The 22785-nt window shown below is 39.6% G+C and carries 22 protein-coding genes; 12 read left to right on the top strand and 10 right to left on the bottom strand.

All coding sequences use genetic code 11. From position 1 onward, the window contains the following. Position 1 precedes the first annotated feature (1 nt). Entirely contained in the window at positions 2–358 is a 357-nt protein-coding gene (locus C9J46_RS02935; RefSeq protein ID WP_107206291.1) for a hypothetical protein, read from the top strand. A gap of 6 nt (positions 359–364) precedes the next feature. Here the strand turns inward: C9J46_RS02935 and C9J46_RS02930 are convergent, their stop codons facing one another. Further along, positions 365–547: a hypothetical protein gene (locus C9J46_RS02930; RefSeq protein ID WP_107206473.1), complete on the bottom strand. Its 183-nt coding sequence runs from the start codon at positions 545–547 to the stop codon at positions 365–367. 178 nt (positions 548–725) lie between these two features. Between C9J46_RS02930 and C9J46_RS02925 the strand changes: the two genes are divergently transcribed. Beyond that, a complete protein-coding gene (locus C9J46_RS02925) occupies positions 726–1142 on the top strand; it encodes a hypothetical protein (protein WP_107206290.1) in 417 nt (138 codons plus the stop codon). A 54-nt stretch (positions 1143–1196) separates the two neighbouring features. On the opposite strand, the gene C9J46_RS02920 is transcribed toward C9J46_RS02925, so the two are convergent. Next, positions 1197–2405, bottom strand: coding sequence for an MFS transporter (locus C9J46_RS02920; protein WP_107290536.1), 1209 nt, complete (start codon positions 2403–2405; stop codon positions 1197–1199). Positions 2406–2563: 158 nt separating this feature from the next. Between C9J46_RS02920 and C9J46_RS02915 the strand changes: the two genes are divergently transcribed. From C9J46_RS02915 to C9J46_RS02905, 3 genes are all read left to right on the top strand, one after another. Continuing rightward, the gene (locus C9J46_RS02915) at positions 2564–3442 is read left to right on the top strand and encodes a LysR family transcriptional regulator (protein ID WP_107206288.1); all 879 of its coding nucleotides are present in this window, start codon (positions 2564–2566) and stop codon (positions 3440–3442) included. Between the two features lie 320 nt (positions 3443–3762). Further along, positions 3763–5130, top strand: a complete 1368-nt coding sequence (gene dcuC / locus C9J46_RS02910) for an anaerobic C4-dicarboxylate transporter DcuC (protein WP_107206287.1) — start codon at positions 3763–3765, stop codon at positions 5128–5130. 109 nt (positions 5131–5239) lie between these two features. Continuing rightward, a complete protein-coding gene (locus C9J46_RS02905; protein ID WP_107206286.1) occupies positions 5240–5578 on the top strand; it encodes a hypothetical protein in 339 nt (112 codons plus the stop codon). Between the two features lie 13 nt (positions 5579–5591). Here C9J46_RS02905 and C9J46_RS02900 read toward each other — a convergent pair whose 3' ends face one another. Beyond that, positions 5592–6359 (bottom strand): ribonuclease H family protein, encoded by a 768-nt coding sequence (locus C9J46_RS02900; RefSeq protein WP_107287111.1) that lies wholly within the window; start codon positions 6357–6359, stop codon positions 5592–5594. Positions 6360–6477: 118 nt separating this feature from the next. Between C9J46_RS02900 and C9J46_RS02895 the strand changes: the two genes are divergently transcribed. Next, positions 6478–7737 (top strand): mechanosensitive ion channel family protein, encoded by a 1260-nt coding sequence (locus C9J46_RS02895; RefSeq protein WP_107206284.1) that lies wholly within the window; start codon positions 6478–6480, stop codon positions 7735–7737. Positions 7738–7823: 86 nt separating this feature from the next. On the opposite strand, the gene C9J46_RS02890 is transcribed toward C9J46_RS02895, so the two are convergent. Both C9J46_RS02890 and C9J46_RS02885 read right to left on the bottom strand, forming a co-directional pair. Beyond that, the gene (locus tag C9J46_RS02890; protein WP_107245991.1) at positions 7824–8414 is read right to left on the bottom strand and encodes a putative adenosine monophosphate-protein transferase Fic; all 591 of its coding nucleotides are present in this window, start codon (positions 8412–8414) and stop codon (positions 7824–7826) included. 2 nt (positions 8415–8416) lie between these two features. Further along, on the bottom strand, positions 8417–8641 hold the full coding sequence (locus tag C9J46_RS02885; RefSeq protein ID WP_233217621.1) for a YhfG family protein: 225 nt from the start codon (positions 8639–8641) through the stop codon (positions 8417–8419). Positions 8642–8877: 236 nt separating this feature from the next. Between C9J46_RS02885 and C9J46_RS02880 the strand changes: the two genes are divergently transcribed. After that, entirely contained in the window at positions 8878–11244 is a 2367-nt protein-coding gene (locus C9J46_RS02880; RefSeq protein WP_107206282.1) for a YgiQ family radical SAM protein, read from the top strand. 211 nt (positions 11245–11455) lie between these two features. After that, entirely contained in the window at positions 11456–12421 is a 966-nt protein-coding gene (locus C9J46_RS02875) for a phospholipase A (protein WP_107290562.1), read from the top strand. Positions 12422–12482: 61 nt separating this feature from the next. On the opposite strand, the gene C9J46_RS21615 is transcribed toward C9J46_RS02875, so the two are convergent. Then, complete coding sequence (locus C9J46_RS21615) at positions 12483–12638, bottom strand: hypothetical protein (protein WP_198038405.1); 156 nt, start codon at positions 12636–12638, stop codon at positions 12483–12485. 176 nt (positions 12639–12814) lie between these two features. Then, positions 12815–13558: a YggN family protein gene (locus C9J46_RS02870; RefSeq protein WP_233217620.1), complete on the bottom strand. Its 744-nt coding sequence runs from the start codon at positions 13556–13558 to the stop codon at positions 12815–12817. A gap of 221 nt (positions 13559–13779) precedes the next feature. On the opposite strand from C9J46_RS02870, the gene C9J46_RS02865 reads away from it, so the two are divergent. Beyond that, on the top strand, positions 13780–14259 hold the full coding sequence (locus tag C9J46_RS02865) for an NYN domain-containing protein (protein WP_005368538.1): 480 nt from the start codon (positions 13780–13782) through the stop codon (positions 14257–14259). 71 nt (positions 14260–14330) lie between these two features. Here the strand turns inward: C9J46_RS02865 and C9J46_RS02860 are convergent, their stop codons facing one another. After that, positions 14331–15011, bottom strand: a complete 681-nt coding sequence (locus C9J46_RS02860; protein ID WP_107206281.1) for a cation transporter — start codon at positions 15009–15011, stop codon at positions 14331–14333. A 158-nt stretch (positions 15012–15169) separates the two neighbouring features. Here C9J46_RS02860 and C9J46_RS02855 point away from each other — a divergent pair, with 158 nt between their 5' ends. The 3 genes from C9J46_RS02855 to aqpZ all read left to right on the top strand — a co-directional run bounded on the left by C9J46_RS02855 (position 15170) and on the right by aqpZ (position 17842). Next, on the top strand, positions 15170–16054 hold the full coding sequence (locus tag C9J46_RS02855) for a LysR family transcriptional regulator (RefSeq protein ID WP_107206280.1): 885 nt from the start codon (positions 15170–15172) through the stop codon (positions 16052–16054). Between the two features lie 211 nt (positions 16055–16265). Continuing rightward, entirely contained in the window at positions 16266–16634 is a 369-nt protein-coding gene (locus C9J46_RS21735; protein ID WP_233217618.1) for a hypothetical protein, read from the top strand. 518 nt (positions 16635–17152) lie between these two features. Next, positions 17153–17842, top strand: a complete 690-nt coding sequence (gene aqpZ, locus C9J46_RS02845; RefSeq protein WP_199188050.1) for an aquaporin Z — start codon at positions 17153–17155, stop codon at positions 17840–17842. 72 nt (positions 17843–17914) lie between these two features. Here the strand turns inward: aqpZ and C9J46_RS02840 are convergent, their stop codons facing one another. Continuing rightward, positions 17915–20977: an FAD-binding and (Fe-S)-binding domain-containing protein gene (locus C9J46_RS02840; protein WP_107206278.1), complete on the bottom strand. Its 3063-nt coding sequence runs from the start codon at positions 20975–20977 to the stop codon at positions 17915–17917. Positions 20978–21191: 214 nt separating this feature from the next. Beyond that, entirely contained in the window at positions 21192–22706 is a 1515-nt protein-coding gene (locus tag C9J46_RS02835) for a phosphatase PAP2 family protein (protein WP_107290535.1), read from the bottom strand. Between the last annotated feature and the right edge of the window lie 79 nt (positions 22707–22785).

Below are 22785 nucleotides of genomic sequence, written 5' to 3'. Positions count from 1 at the left end.
TATGAGAAAATCACAACTTCTCCCACTGTTATTGCTACTTAGCAGTTCACCCGTATTTTCCGCTATTTATTCTTGTGCTGACATACCATCAGGAAGAAATACCTTAGAAACCAATAACTCAGAAATTAATGCCTTTTATGTCATTAATTGTTCTGATCAAACCTTAACCTATAGTTACCAATATAACCCAGCTTCTTTTAATTCAGAACAGTTGCATGGTTTAGCGAAAGAAATGATAAAAAATATGCACTCAGATAAAGCGATTTTAAATAAACAATATCCTTTTGTTAATTTTCTCAGTTTTAAAATATATCATGGTTCAACATTATTAGATTCAGTCATTGAGAAAATAAAATGATCGTTTTTAATCTAACTCCATAAGCGCATCAAAAGCAGCATCATCATCAATCAATATATCAAGATTATATTCTGTTGCTGCGGCTCTAACTCGGCGATCAGGATCTGTCGATAAAATGTGAATAAATCGTCCTTGCTTAGCCAGTAGCAAGCGCTGCTTTACGGTTAGATCTTTTATTTTATTTTCCATTTTTAATGCACCATCCATATACACCAAGTTTTATATAAGATACCTTAAATCACGTCTAAAATATATATAAAACTTTAAATATCAGTATCACTGACTATGAATGGATTTATCATCATTCTAATAGCCTGATATACTAATAAAATAAGGTCTATCTCTCTTTACTTTACTGGACAAGGCTATGAAATTCTTTTCCCGCTTATCACTCACTATTTGTATTTTATGTATCAGCTTATTTTCATCTCTTGCTTTGGCTGCAAATAAAACACAGGACGTACATTTTCAAAAAGGTGCAACTAGCGCTGAATATCCTGCAAAAATAAAAGGTTACGATTTTAACGATTATGTTTTTTATGCAAAAAAAGGGCAGGCACTAACGGCAAAACTTCTGACAAAAAGTACGAAGTTGTGGATTAACCTATCTAATAAGCACTTAGAATCAGGCGTTGATCTCAGTGAATACTCTGAAGCACTCAATAAACAAGGCGCTTATATTCTGCCATACAGCGGTAAATACACCATTCGAGTTGGTCAATATCGTGCTTTTGCTCGTCGTGGTGAGCACAGTGATTTCACATTATTGATTGAAATAAAATAGTTAAAGTACGTTATAGATCCTGTCTATAACGTACTATCAATATCCACTAGATCATTATCCAAGTTGTTCTATTATTTGCGCTTTACTTTTTCCGGCTTCTCGGGCTAATAATCCACATAAAATAAACATTGCACTATAAAGTACCGTTCCACCAGCAACGACACTTTCCCATCGGCCATGCTGCCAACAGTAAATTAATAAGAAGCCCCCTACACTACCGCCCACATAGTAATGCACTAAATACATCGCTGTTGCTGTAGCTTTAGCAACTTGTGCGTGTTTACTGACCCATGCATAAGCAAGTGAATGAGTAAAGAAAGCGCCAGAACTAATCAGTAACAAGCTAATGATGATCATTGGACGTGATTCAATTAGACCTAACCACATTCCTAGAAAACTAATCACTCCACCTAATAATATGCCACTCACAGGACTAAATCTGTTAGCCCATTTACCGCTGAATCTTGATGTAAATGTGCCACTTAAATAGCAAAGGAAGATTAAAGCAGCCCAGCTCAATGGTAAATTAAACGGTGCCGCGACCAATCTAAAACCAGATACCGAATAAAGGTTAACAAATAGCGCAAAGTTAATACCGCCAATCAACATAGCGATCCATAATATAGGTTGCTTTATATGCTGTACCAAATGCTTGCCATGAACGCGAAAGCCTTGGCGATTAGGCTTAAAGTGTTGCTGTTTAGGTAATAACTTGATTACAATGATTGCACCAACCAAACTAAAACCAGCCAATCCTAATACGGCGAGATGCCAGCTATAGTGCTCACTGACAATACCGCCATATAATCGCCCAACGATCCCCCCTAGTGAATTCGCACTAATATAGCTTCCCACCGCAACCATAAGTGCTTTAGGTGTAAATTCTTCAGCCATATAAGCAACAGCAACAGCAATAAAGCCAGCAACAGAAATCCCCATTACAGCTCTTAAAATGGTAAGAGTGATTAAACTATTGCTAAAAGCCATTATGCATCCAACGACGGGTAATAATGACAAACTCACTAACATAATCACACGCCGTCCGACAATTTCAGAAGCAATCGCCCAAGGGATCAAGCACACGGCTAACATTAATGTCGTTGCCGCTAGTATCCAATTAATAGCTGTCGCACTCACACCAAATTCTTGTGCCATAAGTGGCAGCATAGGCTGAAATAAATAAAGGTTACAAAACACAATAAAAGAACCTAATGCCAATGCAAAACAAGCTTTTTTATAATGAGACGAATGGAGTTCAATCATATATTCACCAGAAAATAATGCTCAATACATTACCCATATCATTGAGATAAGCATTAACGTGGGAAGAATTATCTATCAAAGAGTAGTTACGGTATCAATTGCCATGCAATAATGAAAATATATAATATATATAATCATAATAACTTTGGTTTATAGCTATGGATTCTCGACAACTTACCTATTTTGTCGCACTAGCAGAAACAAATAATTTTACGCGAGCAGCTGAAAAGTTACACATTGCTCAACCCGCGCTCAGCATGACAATCAAAAAACTAGAGCAACAACTGGGCTTGTGCTTATTTTCACGTAATGAACGCAAAGTAGAATTAACCGATGAAGGAAAAGTATTACTTCTTCACGCCAAAGCGATTATTCAGAAAATTAATGATGCACAAACCGCAATGGCTGAATTACGAGGATTAGAAAAAGGAGAAGTGCGTGTCGGTATTCCAAGCATGTTAGGCTCATATTTCTTTCCAGAAATCATTATGGGCTTTAAGAGTCAATATCCACATTTAAAACTGAGTATTGTAGAGGCTGGCACTCAATCAATCAGAAAGATGATCATTGATGGTGAGTTAGATTTTGGTGTGATCATTAATCATGAACTGCCTGATTCATTGCATCCAGAGCCGCTATTGAAATCACAAATGGTTGCTGTTGTTTCAGAGAATCATGAATTCTCAAAATATAAATCCCTTTCTTTTTCTGATTTTTTCAACCAAGAGCTAGTCATGTTTAAACATGGCTATTTTCATCGAGAAACAATCGATAGCATCTGTGAGAAATACCATTTCACACCTAACATTTCATTTGAAACTAACTTACTGGCGATGATTTTTAAAATCGTGAGACAAGATTTCGCCATCACTACATTACTAGAGATGGTGACAGAGTATGAACCAAAGCTTGTCCCAATTCCTTTTGAACAACCGATCTTACTTGATATCGTGATGGCATGGCGTAAAACAGGATATTTATCATTAGCTGATCAAGCATTTATTGATTATGTAAAGCAGCACTGCTGCCAACAATAATTGCATTCTATAAATATCATTCAACACTGCAATAGTTAAGTCGCTTTATCTTATTAATCGAGTTGATATTAAATCTTATTATCTCTTAATAGAAAACAATATGAATATTGTTATTTAACAGTTAGATAGTAACAACATTCAATTAATCACTATATTATTTATCATAAAATTAACAATCGACAGTAAATACTGTTTTAGATCATAACTTATCTGATTAAATCTCGTTAATAATTTTATTTTTAGTTACATTACTAGCAGCAAATACCACCACATAGTAATAACTTTTTACAATTAGATTTAAAATGAAATAAGGAGTCTTCATGACGGAGCTATTAATAGGCTTGGTGATCACCATCGCCGTTGGCTATTACATTGTTAAAGGATATAAAGCTGCAGGAGTATTACTCACCGCGGGAGTTTCGTTATTAATTATTGCAGGCTTATTAGGTCATTCTGTTTTACCTGCAAAAGTTGCATCAACAGGTAATTTATTCACCGATTCTCTTGAGTATGTAAAATACATGCTGCAGTACCGTGGTGGCGGCTTAGGTCTACAAATCATGTTGTTATGCGGTTTCGCATCATACATGACCCACATTGGTGCTAATAATGTCGTGGTAAAACAATTTTCAAAACCTTTGTCATTAATTAAATCGCCTTACGTACTATTAGTTGCTGCTTATATTGTTGCTTGTTTAATGTCTCTTGCCGTGAGCTCTGCAACTGGTCTTGGTGTGCTATTAATGGCGACACTATTCCCAATGATGACTGCTATGGGTATTTCTCGCCCAGCGGCAGCGGCAGTCTGTGCCTCCCCTGCTGCGATCATCCTATCGCCAACGTCAGGTGATGTGGTGGTTGCTGCGGAAAAAGCAGGTTTACCATTACACGTGTTTGCCGTTGAAACCGTATTACCAGTTTCTATCAGTGCCATTATTGTAATGGCGGTCGCTGCTTTCTTCTGGAACAAATATCTTGATAAGAAAAACAACACACCAATGGAGCGTGTTGATATTTCTGAAATGGAAGTGACAGCGCCTGGGTATTACTCAATTTTACCTTTCATGCCAATCATTGGGGTATTCCTATTTAATGGTGAAACTATCCCTGGCCTAAAAATCGATATTTACACCATTGTTGTGTTATCTATTACCATTGGTGCGATTGTCGATTTTCTGACTAATCGCTTAAACGGCAAAGTTACACTTGAAAATCTAGAATCTTGCTACGCAGGTATGGGTGATGCATTCAAAGGCGTAGTGATGCTATTGGTCGCAGCTGGTGTGTTTGCGCAAGGCTTAATGTCTGTTGGTGCCATTGATAACCTACTCGCATTGGCTGATAAAGCGGGTGCCGGTGGCGTCGCGCTAATGCTATTACTAACAGCACTAACGGTTGCCGCTGCTATTGCAACAGGCTCAGGTAATGCGCCTTTCTATGCCTTTGTTGAACTTGCACCTCAACTTGCGGGTAAGTTAGGTTTAAACCCTGCATTCCTTATCATCCCTATGCTTCAAGCATCAAACTTAGGTCGTACTATCTCACCGGTATCAGGTGTTATTGTTGCAACCTCTGGTATGGCGAAAATCAGCCCATTCGATGTGGTTAAACGTACTGTTGTACCTGTGGTGTGTGGCTTAATTACCGTCATTTTAGGTACTGTCGTGCTTGTACCTATGTACGCTTAATCGAAATTAATATGATAAATACTCAAGCCTGTAGAGCGCTCTACAGGCTTTTTTTATTGCTTCTAAAACGGCAGAATAACCACTCAACCATCGATTAAAGTTAACTACAGTGGATAAACAACAAGCTATTTATCAAATTATGAGTTTTGGCCCTGAACGTGACAATGCCTTTTCTGTCTACCTTAATGCAGAGTCATCGGCTCAAGACACACCATTTATTGTTACTAAATCTTTGCTCATTCAAGTACTGAATAAATACTTAACGCAAGAGATTGATGATGACGATCTTGAACAATGGGCGAATTTGATCAATTTTCGTGACGATATTGATGGCGATGCGATTGAAGATTGGCTCTTTGCGTTAGGCAATCAAGAAATGATGGGAAATCACGGAAATAAAAAAGCGAACATTGAACGTATGCTCGCTTTACTCAATTATCAAGAATAATTTATCACCGATTTTAGCCCACTCTTAGGGCTAAAATCACTTTAATATCTAAGGGTTGCTGATATAGCGAAAACGCAACCTCGCGCTCATCTACTGCGAGAATAGACATCCTATCAGCTAATTCATTGCCTTCGATGCCGACGTGTCCATTCACATGGTAAATTTGGATCATATCTTTAATTGTCTGATAGCGCTCAAACATTGGTTGGATCAAATCTAGATTTTTGATCTCCCCCCCTGCTTTTTTCCAACCATTCTTTTTCCACGATACCGCCCATTGAGTAATACACTGAATCGAATAACGTGAATCACAAAATATCGCGACACTTATGCCACCTGCAATATACTTTTCAGCTTGGAGTAAGGCTTGATATAACGCATTTAGCTCAGCGGTATTATTGGTACCTTGCGGGTTATATAAACCAAACCACAATTCATTTAATTGGTTTTCTCGATACAGAGCTAAACCTGAACCTGCTTTACCGGGATTAGGATCACAACCGCCATCAGTAAAGATTTTAATCTCTGCTTTTACTGCATGTACTTGCTCTGCGGTCAAAGAGCCTTTACTCGTTTTAACGGCTTTTGCGGTATTTTTTGTGGCAGCGGATGCTCTATATGTGGGAACTTTACCACCAAAAGCAACTTGCGCTTCTTCTTGGCTAGGAAATGACTTGTATTTAGCACCAGTGAACTTGTCCACTTGCTGCTTACAACTCGCCCAATCGGTATATATTCCCGGCTCTCGTCCTTGCCATACAACATAAAACTTTTTCGCCACGTCAATCTCCAACACACATCATTGAATATTCAGTTATATACTAACAGTCATTAGCTATTTTTTTCAGGTATGATGCGCTAATAGTTTATTATTAAATGTAATCAAATGGAGTGAGTCTGTGAGCAAAGAAGTTAGAGTTGATATCGCGCACATTTTATCCGAAATTGGTGTCAATATTGAACCGCATGACAATATATCAACAGTATTTTTCTTAGTGTTATGTGTTGGAGTCGCTTTTTTTACTTATGTGATCGTTCGCTGGGGATTACTGAAAATTGTCAATACCATGCTCAGGCGATCAAAGGCCTCATGGGGTTCAGTAATCGTCAAACATGCGGTGTTTGAAAAACTGTCACTGATCATTCCTGCCGTTGTGCTTAACTTACTCATCCCACTAGTACTTGATAAACATATTATTCTTAGTGGATTAATAGACCGTCTTCTAAGTTTATGGCTTATTTTGGCTCTTATTCGAAGTAGTTATGCTTTTTTAGATGCCAGTAATGATATTGCCGATATCAAATTAATGAGCCGTGATCTACCAATAAAAAGTTTTGTTCAATTATTTAAGTTAATCATCTTTTTAATTGGTTTTATCATTGCTATTTCAGTACTCGCCAATCGCTCTCCCGTTTATTTCTTAAGTGGTTTAGGTGTTGCGACAGGTTTAGTGTTATTAGTCTTCCGCGATACTATCTTAGGCTTTGTTGCTGGTATCCAGTTATCAGCAAACCAAATGGTAAAAGTAGGTGACTGGATCCAAATGGATAAATATGGTGCTAATGGCAGTATTGAAGAAGTCTCATTAACCACGGTAAAAGTGAAAAACTGGGATAACACCGTAACCAATGTTCCCGCTTATGCGCTGGTTCAAGATTCTTTTATTAACTGGCGCCAAATGCAAGAATCAGGTGGTCGTCGCATTAAGCGCTCTGTGTTAATCGATATTGATACCATCAAGTTTATCGACAGCAATGATGAAGCACAGTTAGCAACAATAAATTTTGTACCTGCAATTCTGACAAAGAAAAAGCAAAACCTACCACCAAATACTGGCTTAACCAATGTTGCGATATTTCGTGGTTATCTTGATGTATATCTCAAACAACATCCTCAAATACGTCAAGATATGACTTTTCTTGTACGTGAATTAGAGCCGACCCCCAATGGATTACCAATCCAAATTTATGTTTTTGTGAATGATACGCGATGGGCTTTTTATGAAGATGTGCAATCAGATATTTTTGACCATATCTTTGCAATGATCCCTAAGTTCGGTCTAGCGGTTTACCAAAGCCCAGCAGCATCAGATGTTAGAAGTTTGCAACCACTTACGGCAATTGAACAACAGTCTATCGCTGAAAAACAAAACTTTTAATTATCGAACTTAGAAATGGCAAGCGATATAACGCTATACTCTCAGCGTTTATAGCTTGCTGTTTTACTCCGACAGTTACAAATACATTAAGGCGTTACCACACAGCGCCTAAATAAATCCTGCATCGGCTTATAATTGCACACGACCCCTTGAATATTCGCATTAAGCCACTGCTCTGCGGTTACGCCACTAAAATTAATGTTATAGCCACAATTAATTACTATGTGTTCAAACAGTATTCGCTGTGTCCGCCCATTTCCCTCTCGAAAAGGATGTAATACATTGATATCGCAATAATATTGTGCCAATCGCTCAATCAACTCTTCAAAGGGTAACCCGACCAGATAACGTTCAGCTTCAAGTTGGTTGAATAAACGAGTGGTTTCTTGCGGTAAACGACTCACGTGACAAAAACGTGTATCGTCTTTTGATATATCAATCGTACGACACTGACCCGCCCACTCAAACAAATCATCAAAAAGCCATTTGTGTAGCTGACAAAAATACGCGAAATCATAAGGTGGTGAGTCAAATTCAATTCCCATCGCCGCCAATATATTAAATTGAGTTTCTGCCTCATCAAATAAAGCTTCATCTCTAATATTGAGCTTATTAATCAATACATAAGAATTTTCGTAAGTATAAGGATCTTGATCTGTACCGTACTTATCGTCCACATTCACACCTTTTCAGTGTTCTCTTGTTGATAATACCTAATCAGTTGCAGGCGCAATGCATTACGCTCTCGCGTATTTTTTATCGGTGAAGGCACACGAATGTCATAGCCTTCTAACCGCATACTTTGCGTAAAGTTAGCCATTTTAACTTGCTCACAATAGGCATGCTTATCTTCAAAGCTTGTTAATATCGGCAGCGATTTATTCTCCTGCTCATTAGTCTTCATCCATTTTCTCACTTCTCTTTTTTCGTCCATTGTAAACATTTTTATGTTTTATGATTCACAGTTCATTTAATACATCTAATTTAACGCTCTATATGAAATATTTTTAGCATAGTTAGCTATTATAAAAATGATGTTTCAGGAATGATTTATCCATAAAAATTCTCTGGTTTTATAGGGGCTAGTCAGTGATACCGCTAACCGTTATAATTCCCGCCTCAAAATATAGAGGTCAAAACATGCACACGAAAGTAACACCTATTGATAGCTATCCTAAGTATTGGGCTGAATGCTATGGCACAGCACCATTTTTACCGACATCTCGTAAAGAAATGGATGCGTTAGGTTGGGATAGCTGTGACATTATTATTGTTACTGGTGATGCCTATGTTGACCATCCTAGCTTTGGTATGGCGGTCATTGGTCGCCTATTAGAAGCCCAAGGTTTCCGCGTTGGTATTATTTCCCAACCTAAATGGGACAATAAAGATGAGTTCATGAAACTGGGTAAACCAAATCTCTTTTTTGGTATTACCGCCGGTAACATGGATTCGATGATCAACCGCTATACCGCCGATCGTAAGCTTCGTCATGATGATGCTTACACCCCGAACAATGAAGGGGGCAAACGTCCCGATCGCGCAGTACTCGTATATTCTCAGCGCTGCCGTGAAGCATTTAAAGACGTTCCTATTGTATTAGGTGGTATTGAAGCGAGCCTTCGCCGTCTTGCACACTATGATTACTGGTCTGACAAAGTCCGTCGTTCAGTATTAATGGATGCAAAAGCCGACATTTTATTGTTTGGTAACGCTGAACGTGCACTGGTTGAAGTTGCGCACCGTTTAGGCAATGGCGAAGATATTAAATCATTAACGCGTATCGCTGGTACTGCGGTAATGGTGAAAGAAGTTCCTGAAGAGTATAAAGAAATTGACTCTTCACGTATTGAAAAGCCCGGCCGCGCAATGGTAATGCCAAACCCATACGCAACCGAAGAAAACTGTGACACTAATAAACAAGAACAAAAAAACGAAGCCAAAGTAGTACGTGTACAGCCGTCACGTCACGATGCAAAAACAACAGTTGTTCGTTTACCGTCATATGAAAAATTAGCTAATGACCGTATTCTCTATGCCCACGCTAGCCGTGTGATGCATTTAGAAACCAACCCCTACTCTGGCCGTGCTCTAATTCAAAAACATGCTGATCGAGAGCTTTGGGTAAACCGTGCACCGATCCCACTCTCAACGGAAGAGATGGATTTTGTTTTCGGCTTACCGTTTGCACGTGTTCCGCACCCAAGCTACGGCAAAGCAAAGATCCCAGCTTATGACATGATCAAAACCTCAGTGAATATCATGCGTGGTTGTTTTGGCGGGTGTTCTTTCTGTTCAATCACTGAGCATGAAGGTCGAATCATCCAAAACCGTTCAAAAGAATCGATTTTGAATGAAATTAAAGATATTCAAGAAAAAGTGCCGGGCTTTACGGGTACTATTTCGGATCTTGGTGGCCCAACAGCAAACATGTATCGTTTAGGCTGCTCTGATGAACGTGCAGAAGCCAACTGTCGTCGTCCATCATGTATCTTCCCTAAGATCTGTGAAAAGCTGAATACTGACCATAAACATACTATCGATCTGTATCGTGAAGCACGTAATCTAAAAGGCATTAAGAAGATTATGATTGCGTCAGGCGTGCGTTATGACTTAGCGGTTGAATCACCAGAGTATGTTCGAGAACTTGTGACTCACCATGTTGGTGGCTACTTAAAAATTGCCCCAGAGCATACCGAAAAAGGCACCCTTGATCTGATGATGAAGCCAGGCATGGGTACCTTTGATCGCTTTAAAGAAATGTTTGAACAATACAGCCAGGAAGCAGGCAAGAAGCAATACCTGATCCCTTACTTTATTTCAGCACACCCGGGCTCCACAGATGAAGACATGCTTAACCTTGCATTATGGTTAAAGCAAAATGATTACCAGTGTGATCAGGTTCAGAACTTCTATCCGTCACCAATGTGTAATGCAACGGCGATGTATCACTCTGAAACAAACCCACTGAAAAAAGTAAAATATAAAGGCCGCGAAGATTTATCTGTTGCTAAAGGTGAACGTCAACGTCGCTTACACAAAGCACTATTACGTTATCATGATCCAGCTAACTGGGCATTGATCCGTGATGCACTCATTTCGATGGGCAAAAAGCACTTAATCGGTAATCGTTCAAGCTGTTTAGTTCCACCACCAGGAACTGAAGCTGAGCTAACCCCAGCAGAGCGTCGTGGCTCAGGTCGCCATGGTTCTAAGCGATTTGCGACTAAGCATCCAAATCAACCAGATATCCGTAAAGATGGAAAGCGCAGCCCAACAACCCGTAACGGAAAGCCAACAGTAAAAGGTAAACCTTCAGCCAATGGAAGACCTACGGCTAATGGTAAACCTGAAGGGACAGGTAACCGAAGTGAGACAAACGGCAATAAGCGCCCAAATAACGGCAACAATGCAGGTGCCCGTAATGGCAAACCTGCAGGTAATAAAAATCGCAACGGAAAGGCAGGTCGACCAAATAAACCGACACGCAGTCGAGCTGGCGCTTAATATTCATTAACATAGCCCGTTACAAAAAACGCCACTTCTATGTGGCGTTTTATTTAACCAAATATTGACATTTGGTATGTATAATAGATAGTAATTGATACAAAACAAACTGTTAAAATCAGCTTGCTTAACTGTTATGTAACTTGCCTGCACTTATAATTAGGGACGTCAATTACTTGTGAAACCAGTATATAATTTCTGTTTATTAGCGATGTTTACAGCCCCTTGTGTTGTGACAGCGGCACCTAATGACGACTATGAGGCATGCTTATTGGATGCTGTAAAAAATCAAAGCGGTTATTTAAAACTTAGCCAAATCCGTAGTCGTTGTGAAAAATTAATAGCTGAGGCTAAAAAAATCAGTAACGAGCCTATGATCTCACAGCGTTTACAACGTGAACGTGAGACTACGTTTGATCCGTTTGTTATTACACCTCACCGTATGAACTACTTCCTTCCTGTTACCCTCACTGACAGTATTAATCGTGATGCTTATAACGGTACAGAATGGGATAATCACTTAAAGAATGCTGAAGCTGAATTCCAGATAAGTTTTAAAACACCATTAAACTACGATGATTTACTCATTGATGGCGATGGCGTATTTCTTGCTTTCACATTAAATTCTTACTGGCAGGTATATGCTAGTGACATTTCACGCCCATTTAGAGAAACCAACTATCGCCCTGAAATGTTTTACTTAGCGCCTACACCATGGAAACCTCTTGGTGGTAATACATGGGCAACAATAGGTATCGAACATCAATCAAATGGTCGAACTCAAGGGTTATCTCGTAGTTGGAACCGTGTATATACCGACTTCATCTTTGAAAAGGGAAATTTTGCCTTCTCATTTAGACCATGGTGGCGTATTCCTGAAGATAAGAAAAAAGAACCCACCTCTCCATCTGGTGATGACAACCCTGATATCGAACATTACATGGGGCATTACCAAGTCGGTGTGGTTTACAAATGGGATGACTATGAATTCAGCTTTGTTGGACGTGAAAACTTTGCCTCTCATAAAGGCTATGGTGAAGTTGGTTTAACTTTCCCGCTCTGGGGTAAACTGCGCGGCTATACTAAATACTCAACAGGCTACGGTGAAAATCTGATTGATTATAACCACAAGCAGCAACGTATTGGTGTGGGTATTGCTCTAACTGATATTTTGTAATGATTGGATCTATCATGACGCTTAGTGTTTTCATATTTAAATAAATAAGCGTCATGCTGCTCTAGCGGAACAGCTCGAACCCCATAAAGATAATTGCAGCGCTACCTAATATGGAAAAAAGACCAACAACAACCTTTCTTTGGTTCGTAGGCGACATATAGCGCATAACCCAATAAGCAAACAGTAACAGACCAATTATCACAGCAATCTTCAACATATTTATCCCCTATTGGTCAAAGTGCGTTATTTAATGATGTAAAAATCTTCCTTTAAATACACGATATTATTACTTATTTTCTCTTTTTAGCTTAACACATAGTTCATCTTTAGGACAAAAAACATACAAACAAAAATAGCGCAGAACTGCGCTATTTAAGTAAATAATAAAAAGAATTAAATCTCAAACATTGGAATGCCTTTCAATTGCGGTATCACCTGTTGAAGTTGTTTTTCTTGCTCAGCCAGACCTTCAATAGAACCACATAAACTATCTGCTTTTACTTTCATTTGCTGACTACGTTGGGCCATTTGTTCGCCTAAGCGTGCTTTTAATTCGGAAAATTTTGATTGAAGCTGCGTAAAATCTACATCACCGTTTTTCATTTCATCAGAAAGCGCCGCAAATAAACTCGCTATTGATTGAACACTGACTTGTTTCATTGCCGATTCAAACTCGGTTTTCCAATTAGTATCCATATTAGAAAACACATCAGCAGGCATAACAAACTCACCCTGCTGATTATAAAATTTCTCATTAGCCTGCTGACCAAACTGAGCAATTAACGTTTCAACGTTTTTAAAAGCATCTTGTGAATCAAAACTATTGGCTACTTCACCCAATACATCCGTTGCCATCCCAACACCTTCTTGTGCTAGTTGTGCCATCTGCGGTAGGTAAGTCTGAACATTGTGGCTATAGGCCTCGACTGCTTTTTGCTGCATTGCCGTTAAATCAATTTTTTCACCATTAATATAAACTTCATTATTTTTATCAATCAGTAACTTAGGCTTACCTTGCTCATAAACAGAAATATTCCCCTTATCAATGTGAATTGGATGTGGCACATCTACAGGGCAACTCTGTGCCAATACTGAGCTTGAACTTAATAACAGTGTGCCGATCAATATCTTGTTCATCACTTTATCTCTTAAAATTATCTCGGCGAGTGATTGCCTTTTTATTAAGACCATAGTTTTCCAATTTTACTCCATATTCCATCGCGATTTGTTGCTTGTAACGACTCGTTATGTTTCTTTGAATAAAAAACCAACAATAACAACACATTGTTCAATAACAGTTGAATTATCCTCGTCATTTCTTCAACATAGCTTTTAAATTCAACCAATTTGGAATTCTCGTGGAAAAAGTGGCAATATTTGTTGATGTACAAAACATCTACTACACCGTCAAAGAAAAGTATCGTGCTAACTTCGACTACAATGCTTTTTGGGCGGAAGTTTCACAAGATAGAGAAATCATCGCAGCTTACGCTTATGCCATCCATAAAGGAGATGAAAAGCAAAGACAATTTCAAAATATTCTGCGAGCGATTGGCTTTGAAGTAAAACTAAAACCATTTATCCAACGCAGTGATGGCTCTGCTAAGGGAGATTGGGATGTGGGTATTACACTAGATGTTATCGAACATGCACAAGATGCTGATCGTATTATTTTACTTTCAGGCGATGGTGACTTTGATTTGTTAGTTGATAAAGTACAGACCAAATATAATACCAAGGTTGAAGTGTATGGCGTACCGGGCTTAACAGCAACATCACTTATCAATACCGCTACACATTACCGCGAAATTGAAGATACCCTTTTACTGGGACGTTAGTCGTTGTATAGCATAATAAATAAGGCCAGCTCTATCAAACAATAAAGCTGGCCTTATCTCGTTTACTCTCTTTATTTACTCATTACATGTGCCATTGGCTGACCATGAATTTCTAGTAGTTCGTGTACTGAAAGCCATACCATTTTTACAGGAACAATAATGAAATAAATCGACGCTAATACAACCATTGTTGGATCGGCATAGACTGCATATCCAGCATACTGCGTCATCATTAATAATTTAGCGATAAAGAAACCAGCAAGTACAGCAACACTGATCACCGTGTCCATAATCCACTGTTTTGCTTCAGCATCGGCTAACGCTGATTCAATATTCTCGCTCTTCAACTTAATATAACGGTAAGTCGCATAACAGCCAGTAACACTTACCATACCAAATGCAAGTGCAACGCCCGCATTAATATCACGACCACCCGCTAAAATTGCTTCAACGGCTGAATAAAAAGACCATAAACACATAATGGCAATAACAGAACCTTTAATCGCAATAACAGCAGGCTCAATCATCGCAAATTGAGGGGTTGTCTTATCCACTTCAGGCTTATGAATATAATGCGCAGCACCCAGTGATAACATGGTTAACGCTAAGCTGACGAGTGAATAGGCACCATCAAACACAATTACTAACGAGCCAACAATAGACCCTAAAACAATCCCTATTACTGCAAATGAAAATGATGATATTGTTGACAACAATAGCAATCCACGCTCTTGTTGTATCTTGCTAGACATATATACCTCAATCGACAAATTATTCGTCGTTTTTTGTTGTTGAATTATCCTAGGTACATAATACTGTGACTTAGATTAATAATATAATCTCTGAGCGACAAGTTATTCGTCGCTAATATGAGCATATAGGTTTGTATATTTAACGGGCAAAATTCTGCATGAGAACCAATCAGATTGAGATGTATTTGTATGCAATTAAGACAGGGTCTATTGCAGAAGCCGCACGAAAATTAGGAAAAAGCCGCACTACAGTCAGTGCCGCTTTAAGTGCGCTGGAAGATGAACTCGGTATTGCGCTTTTAAATCGAACAGGAAACCAAATAATTCCCACCAGTATCGGTGATGCAATTGCTAATGATTTCGAAAGAATGCTACTCATTGCCCGTGATATTGAAACCCGCTGTGATCAGCATTTAGCCGGTGTTGAATCCAGCATTCGTATCGCACGTGATGATTCATTACCAGAAGCTGTGTGGCGTAAACTACTGCGTGATATTCGTAAACAATTTCCCCAAACCAGTGTCTCTATTTATAGTGCTCCGCCACAAGAACTAGAAGAAATGGTGACCCAAAATCTTGTTGATGTCGCCTATGGATTATTACCAGATACCCATCAGCTGTCACGCGTCAATCAGATCGATTTAGGTCAAATTCGCATGATGTCCGTTGCCCATAAAGATCATCCGCTTAGTCAATTACGTAAAGTGACAGCAGCCGATCTTGAGCGTTTCACTGAAATTGCCGTAGCATACATCGACGAAGAAAACCTGAAAATTGTTACGCCGAAGGCTGGTAAATACATTGCATTATCATTTTACGAACACCTTCGTGATGCGGTGCTAGATCAAACCGGTTGGTCTTATTTACCTGCGATTCTAATTAATCATTACTTGCGCGACGGCACACTTAAAGTCATCAAGTATAACCGAGCAATGAACTGGCAAGCTTATGGTGAGGTTGTAGAAACCGAATCGCGCCGAACACCTGTCATTAAATGGCTTTCAGAGCAAATAGAAGCTTACTTGTTTGATGAAAGTGATTAGAAATTAATTAAATAGCCACTTAAAAGTCATAAAACCGCGATAGCGTTAAAATTCATCCTAAACAGAGTGTTGAGGAATCATGAATATCAATAGCTATCGCACCTTATGGCTATCTGATCTCTATTTAGGTAACCGTGATTGTAAAATTGATTACCTCCTCAACTTTTTAAACATAACCAAGCTGAAACCATTATTTTAGTGGGTGATATTATTGATTTATGGCCTCAAAGAAATCGCTCTTATTGACCATGCATTACTAAACCTATTACTCGATAAAGCACACCACGATTGTAAGATCATCTACATTCCAGCCAATCACGATGAAAAAATCCGTGACTTTCTTCACTACGATTTTGGTCATATACAACTCGAACGCCAATACACTCATACCACAGCGACTGGAAACAAAAGACTGGCGTTACACGGTGATGAATTTGATGATTTGATCACCATTCATCGCTTTCATAATTATTTAGGAGATAAAGGCTATGACTTCATGCTTTTTCTCAATCGCTGGCTACACCATAGTCGCTGTCAATTAAATAAACCTTATTGGTCCTTAGCTACATATTTAAAGTAAAGGATCGATAAAGCGCACCAAGCTATTGCTCGTTTTCGTCAAGCTGCGATTAGTCACGCAATAAACAATCCGGTTGATAGAATTATATGCGGCCATATCCACCAGCCAGATCTTCAATATTGTGACGGTATTATGTATGCCCATTGCGGTGACTGAGGCGAAAATTCCCCCCTTTTAACTGAAACTCATGATGGTGTAATTAAATGACGACACTGGACAGAGACCCATTGTGAATTAATTGCTGATAGTCGTAACTTATTTAATCAGAATAAAACACAGCCACTTAAAAAAATACCGCATAGTAATCAATGCTACAACTAGCAACTAACTCATTGATTTGTAATGTTTAATCACAAATCAATCACTACACTTAATTACACTTATAGTTAGTCATTCACTTCTGTGAATTCAGATAAATAATGATAATTTATCTTTAAATTAAATGGACACCGCTAGATAGAACGGTGTTTTTAATCCATTATGTGCGTCGTTTTTATAATATCTGGAACAGAAATATGATGAGAAAGTTGGTTGCCGAGTTTATCGGTACATTCTGGTTAGTGCTTGGTGGTTGTGGTAGTGCGGTTTTGGCTGCTGCTTATCCTGACTTAGGCATCGGTTTTCTCGGTGTAGCATTAGCATTCGGTTTGACTGTTGTAACTATGGCATACGCGATAGGTCATATTTCTGGCTGCCATTTAAACCCAGCAGTAACTGTTGGCCTATGGGCGGGTAATCGCTTCCCTGCAGGTGAAGTTATCCCTTATATTATTTCTCAAGTACTTGGTGCTATCGCTGGTGCTGCTGTCCTTTACGTTATCGCAAGTGGCCACGCTGGTTTCAATCTCGCTGGCGGTTTCGCATCAAACGGTTATGGCGAGCATTCACCTGGTCACTACTCATTATTATCTTCTTTCGTTACTGAAGTAGTGATGACATTTATGTTCCTGTTTGTGATTTTAGGTGCGACCCACAAGCTAGCATCACCACAAATGTCAGGTTTAGTTATTGGTCTTGCGCTAACACTTATTCACCTAGTCAGTATTCCTGTAACAAACACATCGGTTAATCCTGCACGTAGTACAGGTCCTGCTTTGTTCGTTGGCGACTGGGCAACATCTCAACTTTGGATGTTTTGGGTTGCGCCTCTTATCGGTGCGGTTCTAGCTGGTTGGGTATACCGTTGGTTAGCACCAAATAACGACTAATATCATTATTACATCAGACACTAAAAAAGCGAGCATCAGCTCGCTTTTTTAGTGTCTTCGCTTTATCAATAATTAAGCTTCTTGCACCGTTTTTAATAACACTTGTACAGGGTGCTGAAATTTAATGTGCTCAAAGCGCTTCACTTGGCTTCGACAAGAGTATCCCGTAGCCAGACAACGTGAAGGATCTAATTTATCGATATTGGGTTTCCAGCTTAGGTTATACACCCCTTTAGAGGTCTCTAACTTATCTTTTTCATGACCAAATGTACCAGCCATACCACAACAACCCACCGCAACAGATTGAAGCGCTATACCAAAGTGACTAAATATCGTCTCCCATTGCTTTTCAGCATTAGGCATCTTGGTTTTTTCAGTACAATGAGCAAATAAATACCAAGGTTGTTCTTCTGTTGCTTTATATTGCTTTAACTCTGGCAATAAGGGTAATAACCACTCATGTGCGGTTAACACTTCAAAGTTACCACGGGTTTCTTTTAATACTTCAGCGTATTCATCGCGGTAACAAAGTACAAGCGCTGGATCGACACCCACCATTGGAATATTGAGCACGGCTAATTGATTCAAGAAATCAGCCGTGTTACGAGCGGTTTTCGCAAACTGACGCAAGAAACCTTTTACATGCTGCGCTTTACCATTTGGTTTAAATGGCACCAAAATTGGCTTTTTACCCAGTTTTTCAGCCAAAATAATGAAATCTTTTACCACTTCAGCATCATAGAAGCTGGTAAACGGATCTTGAACAATCAGCACATAATTCTGACGCTCTTGCTCTGACAGCGCTTGTAACCATTGCAGATCAAAACGCAGCGCATGGTGTCCATCAAGTTTCTCGGTTAATGTCGGCAAGGACAATAACGGCATATCAACATACCCAATCGCTTTTTCAGTGAGTTTTTTCGACCACTCCGGACGTGTTAAGGCATTCATCACCCCTGGCGCTTTAGCCATTAACGGTAAATAGTTTTCAACATACGCGACTAAATAATCTTTCGCTGGTCGTTGATAGCGACTGTAATAGATATTCATAAAGCGAGAGCGGAAGCTTGGAACATCCACTTTGATTGGACATTGGCTTGCACAAGCTTTACATGCCAAACAGCCATTCATCGCTTCCATCACTTCATGAGAGTAATCATATTGCTTACGACGTTCGCCATAGGTATTTTTGAGACGATCGATGATCTGTTTAATCGTTGGTGTCGTGGTCAATAACTTATGTTCTAACTCGTCTGCATTAACGCCCTGCTCTGCTAATTGACGTAGCCATTCACGAACCAGTCCTGCTCGCCCTTTCGGTGAATGGCGACGATCTGCGGTGATCTTCATCGATGGGCACATAGGTGAGCTGGTGTCATAGTTAAAACACAAGCCATTACCATTACATTCCATCGCTTGTTTAAAGCTATCTCGCGTTGTTATAGGGATCTGACGATCAAAAAAACCTCGCTTTCGATCATCAACCTTCACTAATTGATCATCGCTCTCTAATGGCGTACAAATTTTTCCTGGGTTTAAACGATTGTGGGGATCAAACGCTGATTTTATTCGACGTAATTCTGTGAATAGCTCATCACCAAAGAAAGCCGGACCATATTCAGAGCGGAAGCCTTTACCGTGCTCGCCCCACATCAATCCGCCATATTTTGCCACCAGCTCAACAACTTGATCAGAGACTTCTTTCATCAAGCGCTCTTGCTCTGGATCGCACATATCAAGTGCCGGACGAACGTGTAAAACCCCCGCATCAACGTGACCAAACATGCCATAATTTAATTGTTTATCATCAAGCAACTGACGGAATTCAGCAATAAAATCAGCTAAGTTTTCAGGAGGTACACAGGTATCTTCAGCAAATGCGATAGGTTTTTGACTCCCTTTTGCCGCCCCCAATAAACCCACGGCTTTTTTACGCATGGTGTAAATTTTTTGGATGCTCGCCAACTCTTCACAAACTTGATAGCCAATAATGCCTGCTTCATTTGCCGTTATCATGGCATCAAGTCGTTCGCATAGTGCTTTTACTTGTTGTTGGTTCTCGGCAATATCGTTGCTTGCATACTCAACCATATTAATCCCAAGCATTTCTTTGCCAGGGACATCGGTTAATAAATCACTAACAGTGTTCCAAACAATGTCTTGTTTTGCGAGATTCAATACTTTGGAATCGATGGTTTCTACCGATAACGCTTTAGCTTCAACCATCATTGGCGCATTGCGTAGCGCTGAATCAAAACTATCGTATTTAATATTTACAAGCGTTCGTGATTTCGGGATCGGCGTAATATTCAGTTTCGCTTCTGCAATAAACGCAAGCGAACCTTCCGCCCCACACAACAAACGACCAATATCAAATTGTGTTAGTTCATCGTCATAAACATTTTTTAAATCATAACCCGTTAAAAAGCGGTTAAGAGGGGGAAACTTATCGATAATTTGTTGGCGTTTTTCACGACATATTTGTGCAGAGGTTTTAACCACTTTTGCAGCGAGATCATCACCTGATATCGACTCTATTTGCGTTTCATCTAACGCTTCGGTTTTTAATACTGAACCATCAACAAGGACTGCCGTTAACGACAATACATGATCAGACGTTTTTCCGTATTTTAACGACCCTTGACCCGAGGCATCAGTGTTAATCATACCGCCCACGGTAGCGCGGTTACTGGTCGATAAATCAGGAGAGAAAAAATAACCGTGAGGACGTAACGCATCGTTAAGTTGATCTTTTACGACACCTGTTTGTACTCGAACCCAACCTTGTTCAGGATTAACTTCCAGTACCTTATTCATATGGCGTGAAATATCGACAACCACACCAGGCGTTAATGATTGGCCATTGGTTCCCGTACCGCCCCCACGAGGAGAAAAGGTGATTTTTTGATAGTTTTTCTGTTGACCAATTTGACCAATTAACACCAGATCATCGATATCTTTAGGTAAGATAACCGCCTGAGGAATAACTTGATAAACGCTATTATCTGTTGCAACAGCGAGTCGACTCGCATAGGTTTTCTCTATCTCGCCTCGAAAACCGGCCGCGGATAAATCGTCAAGGAATGAAAGCACCAGTTGCTCGATACTGTGCTGATGGGTTAATGCTGGTAACATTGTGCTCCTTCTCCAGTGTACGCTATCACTTATAGCGGAGTCGTGTCCTACGACTACTGGCCTTCTCTCATTTAATATTTATAGCCTGATCGTTATAAATTCGATCATCGGCACATCAATTGTAGATATTATTATCACTTTACTTTACCTTACAACGCGATAGAACAAAACAAACAATCCTTGCTTGTCACTTCCGCTTCCGCCTTGAAGGTGCTTATTTCAAACGATAGCTATGCGCAGTCATCAATACGCACGCCATAACCATGACGACAATAGCTAATGTTTTTATCAATAATATAGCGACTGTACTTATTACGATCTCTACCCATAATGAGCTCAAAAATCCAATCGCCAATACAGAACCAAGTAGCATCACTGCTAATTTCAATTTTTGAGTATAAGTAATTGTCTGTCGTGATCGACCTCTATCAATAAAGACAGCGGCACTCATTGCAAGCGTACAGGCTAATAAATACACTTGCTGAGGGACTTGAAAATAGCTCACACCCACAGCAATTATCACGCTAAGTAGCGCCCAAAACCGCCAATTACGCACATGCAGATAGGCTGAGCCTGAACGTTGCCACCAAATAAACAAAGCTAAAAGCATTATCCCAACACTCAAGCCAAGTACGGTATCTGAGATAAAATGCACACCGAGCCAAACCCTTGCGATAGCTTGTAAACTAATCGCAATAATCAACAGCGGCAGTGTCTTAAAGCGAAACGTCGTTAGGTTTGAAGTCAAGTGGGGTCGATAGCGATGAATCAACAACGGAAAATTGTACCAAAGCAATCCCCATAGTACCGTTGCCATTAATGTATGGCCGCTCGGCAAACCAAAGCCACTGGCTGCTGTTTGTTGTAACTCTGGCCAAATATAAAATGGACGAGGTGATGCTAGCGCTAATTTCATTACCGAAGCAATAAAAGTGACAGTCACAAGTACGCTTGATAAATACAACATTGCTGTGACACCAAAACCGACGGTAACAACGAGCAATAACAAGCCAATAAACAGCTTTTCACCGGGTAAGTTAAACACAGATAGCACTCGTTGAAAAAGTGATTGGTAACTATCAGGCAGCGATTTGATTTCTTGTTGAAATGACTGAATCTGTGTCAGCTCCCATTGATGTAACCTACTCACCGCTTGGTAATCTGCAGCATTGGTCGTAATTTCACTATTGGGTACTTGTGATAATAAGTGTTGGATCAGTGGAACATCATTAGGATAGCGATAATCCTTTGGCGTAATGTTTTCAGCTGACAGTAAATATGCACACTTCACCTCTTTGGTAAAATGCTTCGCTTGCCAAGTACTAATTAACAAATCATCATTTTCTGTCGTTGTTAACGGTTGGGTATAAGGCGAGATCACTGTTGTTGGAATGGGCTGCTTCGCTACACACGCAAATAACGTTGTGTTACCCCGTAATTTTAGCAACTTCACCGCGTCAACATGAATGCCAGTTTCTTCATAGACTTCACGTACAGCAGCCTGCTCAGGGCTATTCATAGGATCAATTCGACCACCAGGTAAAGCCAATTTCCCTGATATTTCTTCTTTTATAACGACAACTTTATTACCGTGACGGATCAAACATGCTGAGCCAACCAATGGAACAGCCTGAGCTGGGAACGAAAAAAAGAGAATAAGAAATAAAGTGAAAATAATCCTGTAAGGCTTTATTGCAGACAATGAAGGCGTCGTACTAATACGTACCATGGAAAATAGTATCCAAGAAGAATAGAAAGAAGAAAGCTGAGAAACGCAGTGTAACTCAGCTCGCTAGACATAACGCTAA

The organism is Photobacterium sp. GB-36 (assembly GCF_003026135.1).
GTDB lineage: Bacteria > Pseudomonadota > Gammaproteobacteria > Enterobacterales > Vibrionaceae > Photobacterium.
Note: the sequence above shows the minus strand (reverse complement) of the source record. Positions and strands in the feature narration are given on the sequence as shown.

Coding starts and splice junctions, on each gene's coding strand:
- C9J46_RS02875 (WP_107290562.1), top strand. CDS start 11,456: ATGTTTACAGCCCCTTGTGTTGTGACAGCGGCACCTAATGACGACTAT.
- dcuC (WP_107206287.1), top strand. CDS start 3,763: ATGACGGAGCTATTAATAGGCTTGGTGATCACCATCGCCGTTGGCTAT.
- C9J46_RS02935 (WP_107206291.1), top strand. CDS start 2: ATGAGAAAATCACAACTTCTCCCACTGTTATTGCTACTTAGCAGTTCA.
- C9J46_RS02880 (WP_107206282.1), top strand. CDS start 8,878: ATGCACACGAAAGTAACACCTATTGATAGCTATCCTAAGTATTGGGCT.
- C9J46_RS02915 (WP_107206288.1), top strand. CDS start 2,564: ATGGATTCTCGACAACTTACCTATTTTGTCGCACTAGCAGAAACAAAT.
- C9J46_RS02860 (WP_107206281.1), bottom strand. CDS start 15,011: ATGTCTAGCAAGATACAACAAGAGCGTGGATTGCTATTGTTGTCAACA.
- C9J46_RS02840 (WP_107206278.1), bottom strand. CDS start 20,977: ATGTTACCAGCATTAACCCATCAGCACAGTATCGAGCAACTGGTGCTT.
- C9J46_RS02855 (WP_107206280.1), top strand. CDS start 15,170: ATGAGAACCAATCAGATTGAGATGTATTTGTATGCAATTAAGACAGGG.
- C9J46_RS02870 (WP_233217620.1), bottom strand. CDS start 13,558: ATGAACAAGATATTGATCGGCACACTGTTATTAAGTTCAAGCTCAGTA.
- C9J46_RS02835 (WP_107290535.1), bottom strand. CDS start 22,706: ATGGTACGTATTAGTACGACGCCTTCATTGTCTGCAATAAAGCCTTAC.
- C9J46_RS02920 (WP_107290536.1), bottom strand. CDS start 2,405: ATGATTGAACTCCATTCGTCTCATTATAAAAAAGCTTGTTTTGCATTG.
- C9J46_RS02885 (WP_233217621.1), bottom strand. CDS start 8,641: ATGAAGACTAATGAGCAGGAGAATAAATCGCTGCCGATATTAACAAGC.
- C9J46_RS21615 (WP_198038405.1), bottom strand. CDS start 12,638: ATGTTGAAGATTGCTGTGATAATTGGTCTGTTACTGTTTGCTTATTGG.
- aqpZ (WP_199188050.1), top strand. CDS start 17,153: ATGAGAAAGTTGGTTGCCGAGTTTATCGGTACATTCTGGTTAGTGCTT.
- C9J46_RS02930 (WP_107206473.1), bottom strand. CDS start 547: ATGGAAAATAAAATAAAAGATCTAACCGTAAAGCAGCGCTTGCTACTG.
- C9J46_RS02925 (WP_107206290.1), top strand. CDS start 726: ATGAAATTCTTTTCCCGCTTATCACTCACTATTTGTATTTTATGTATC.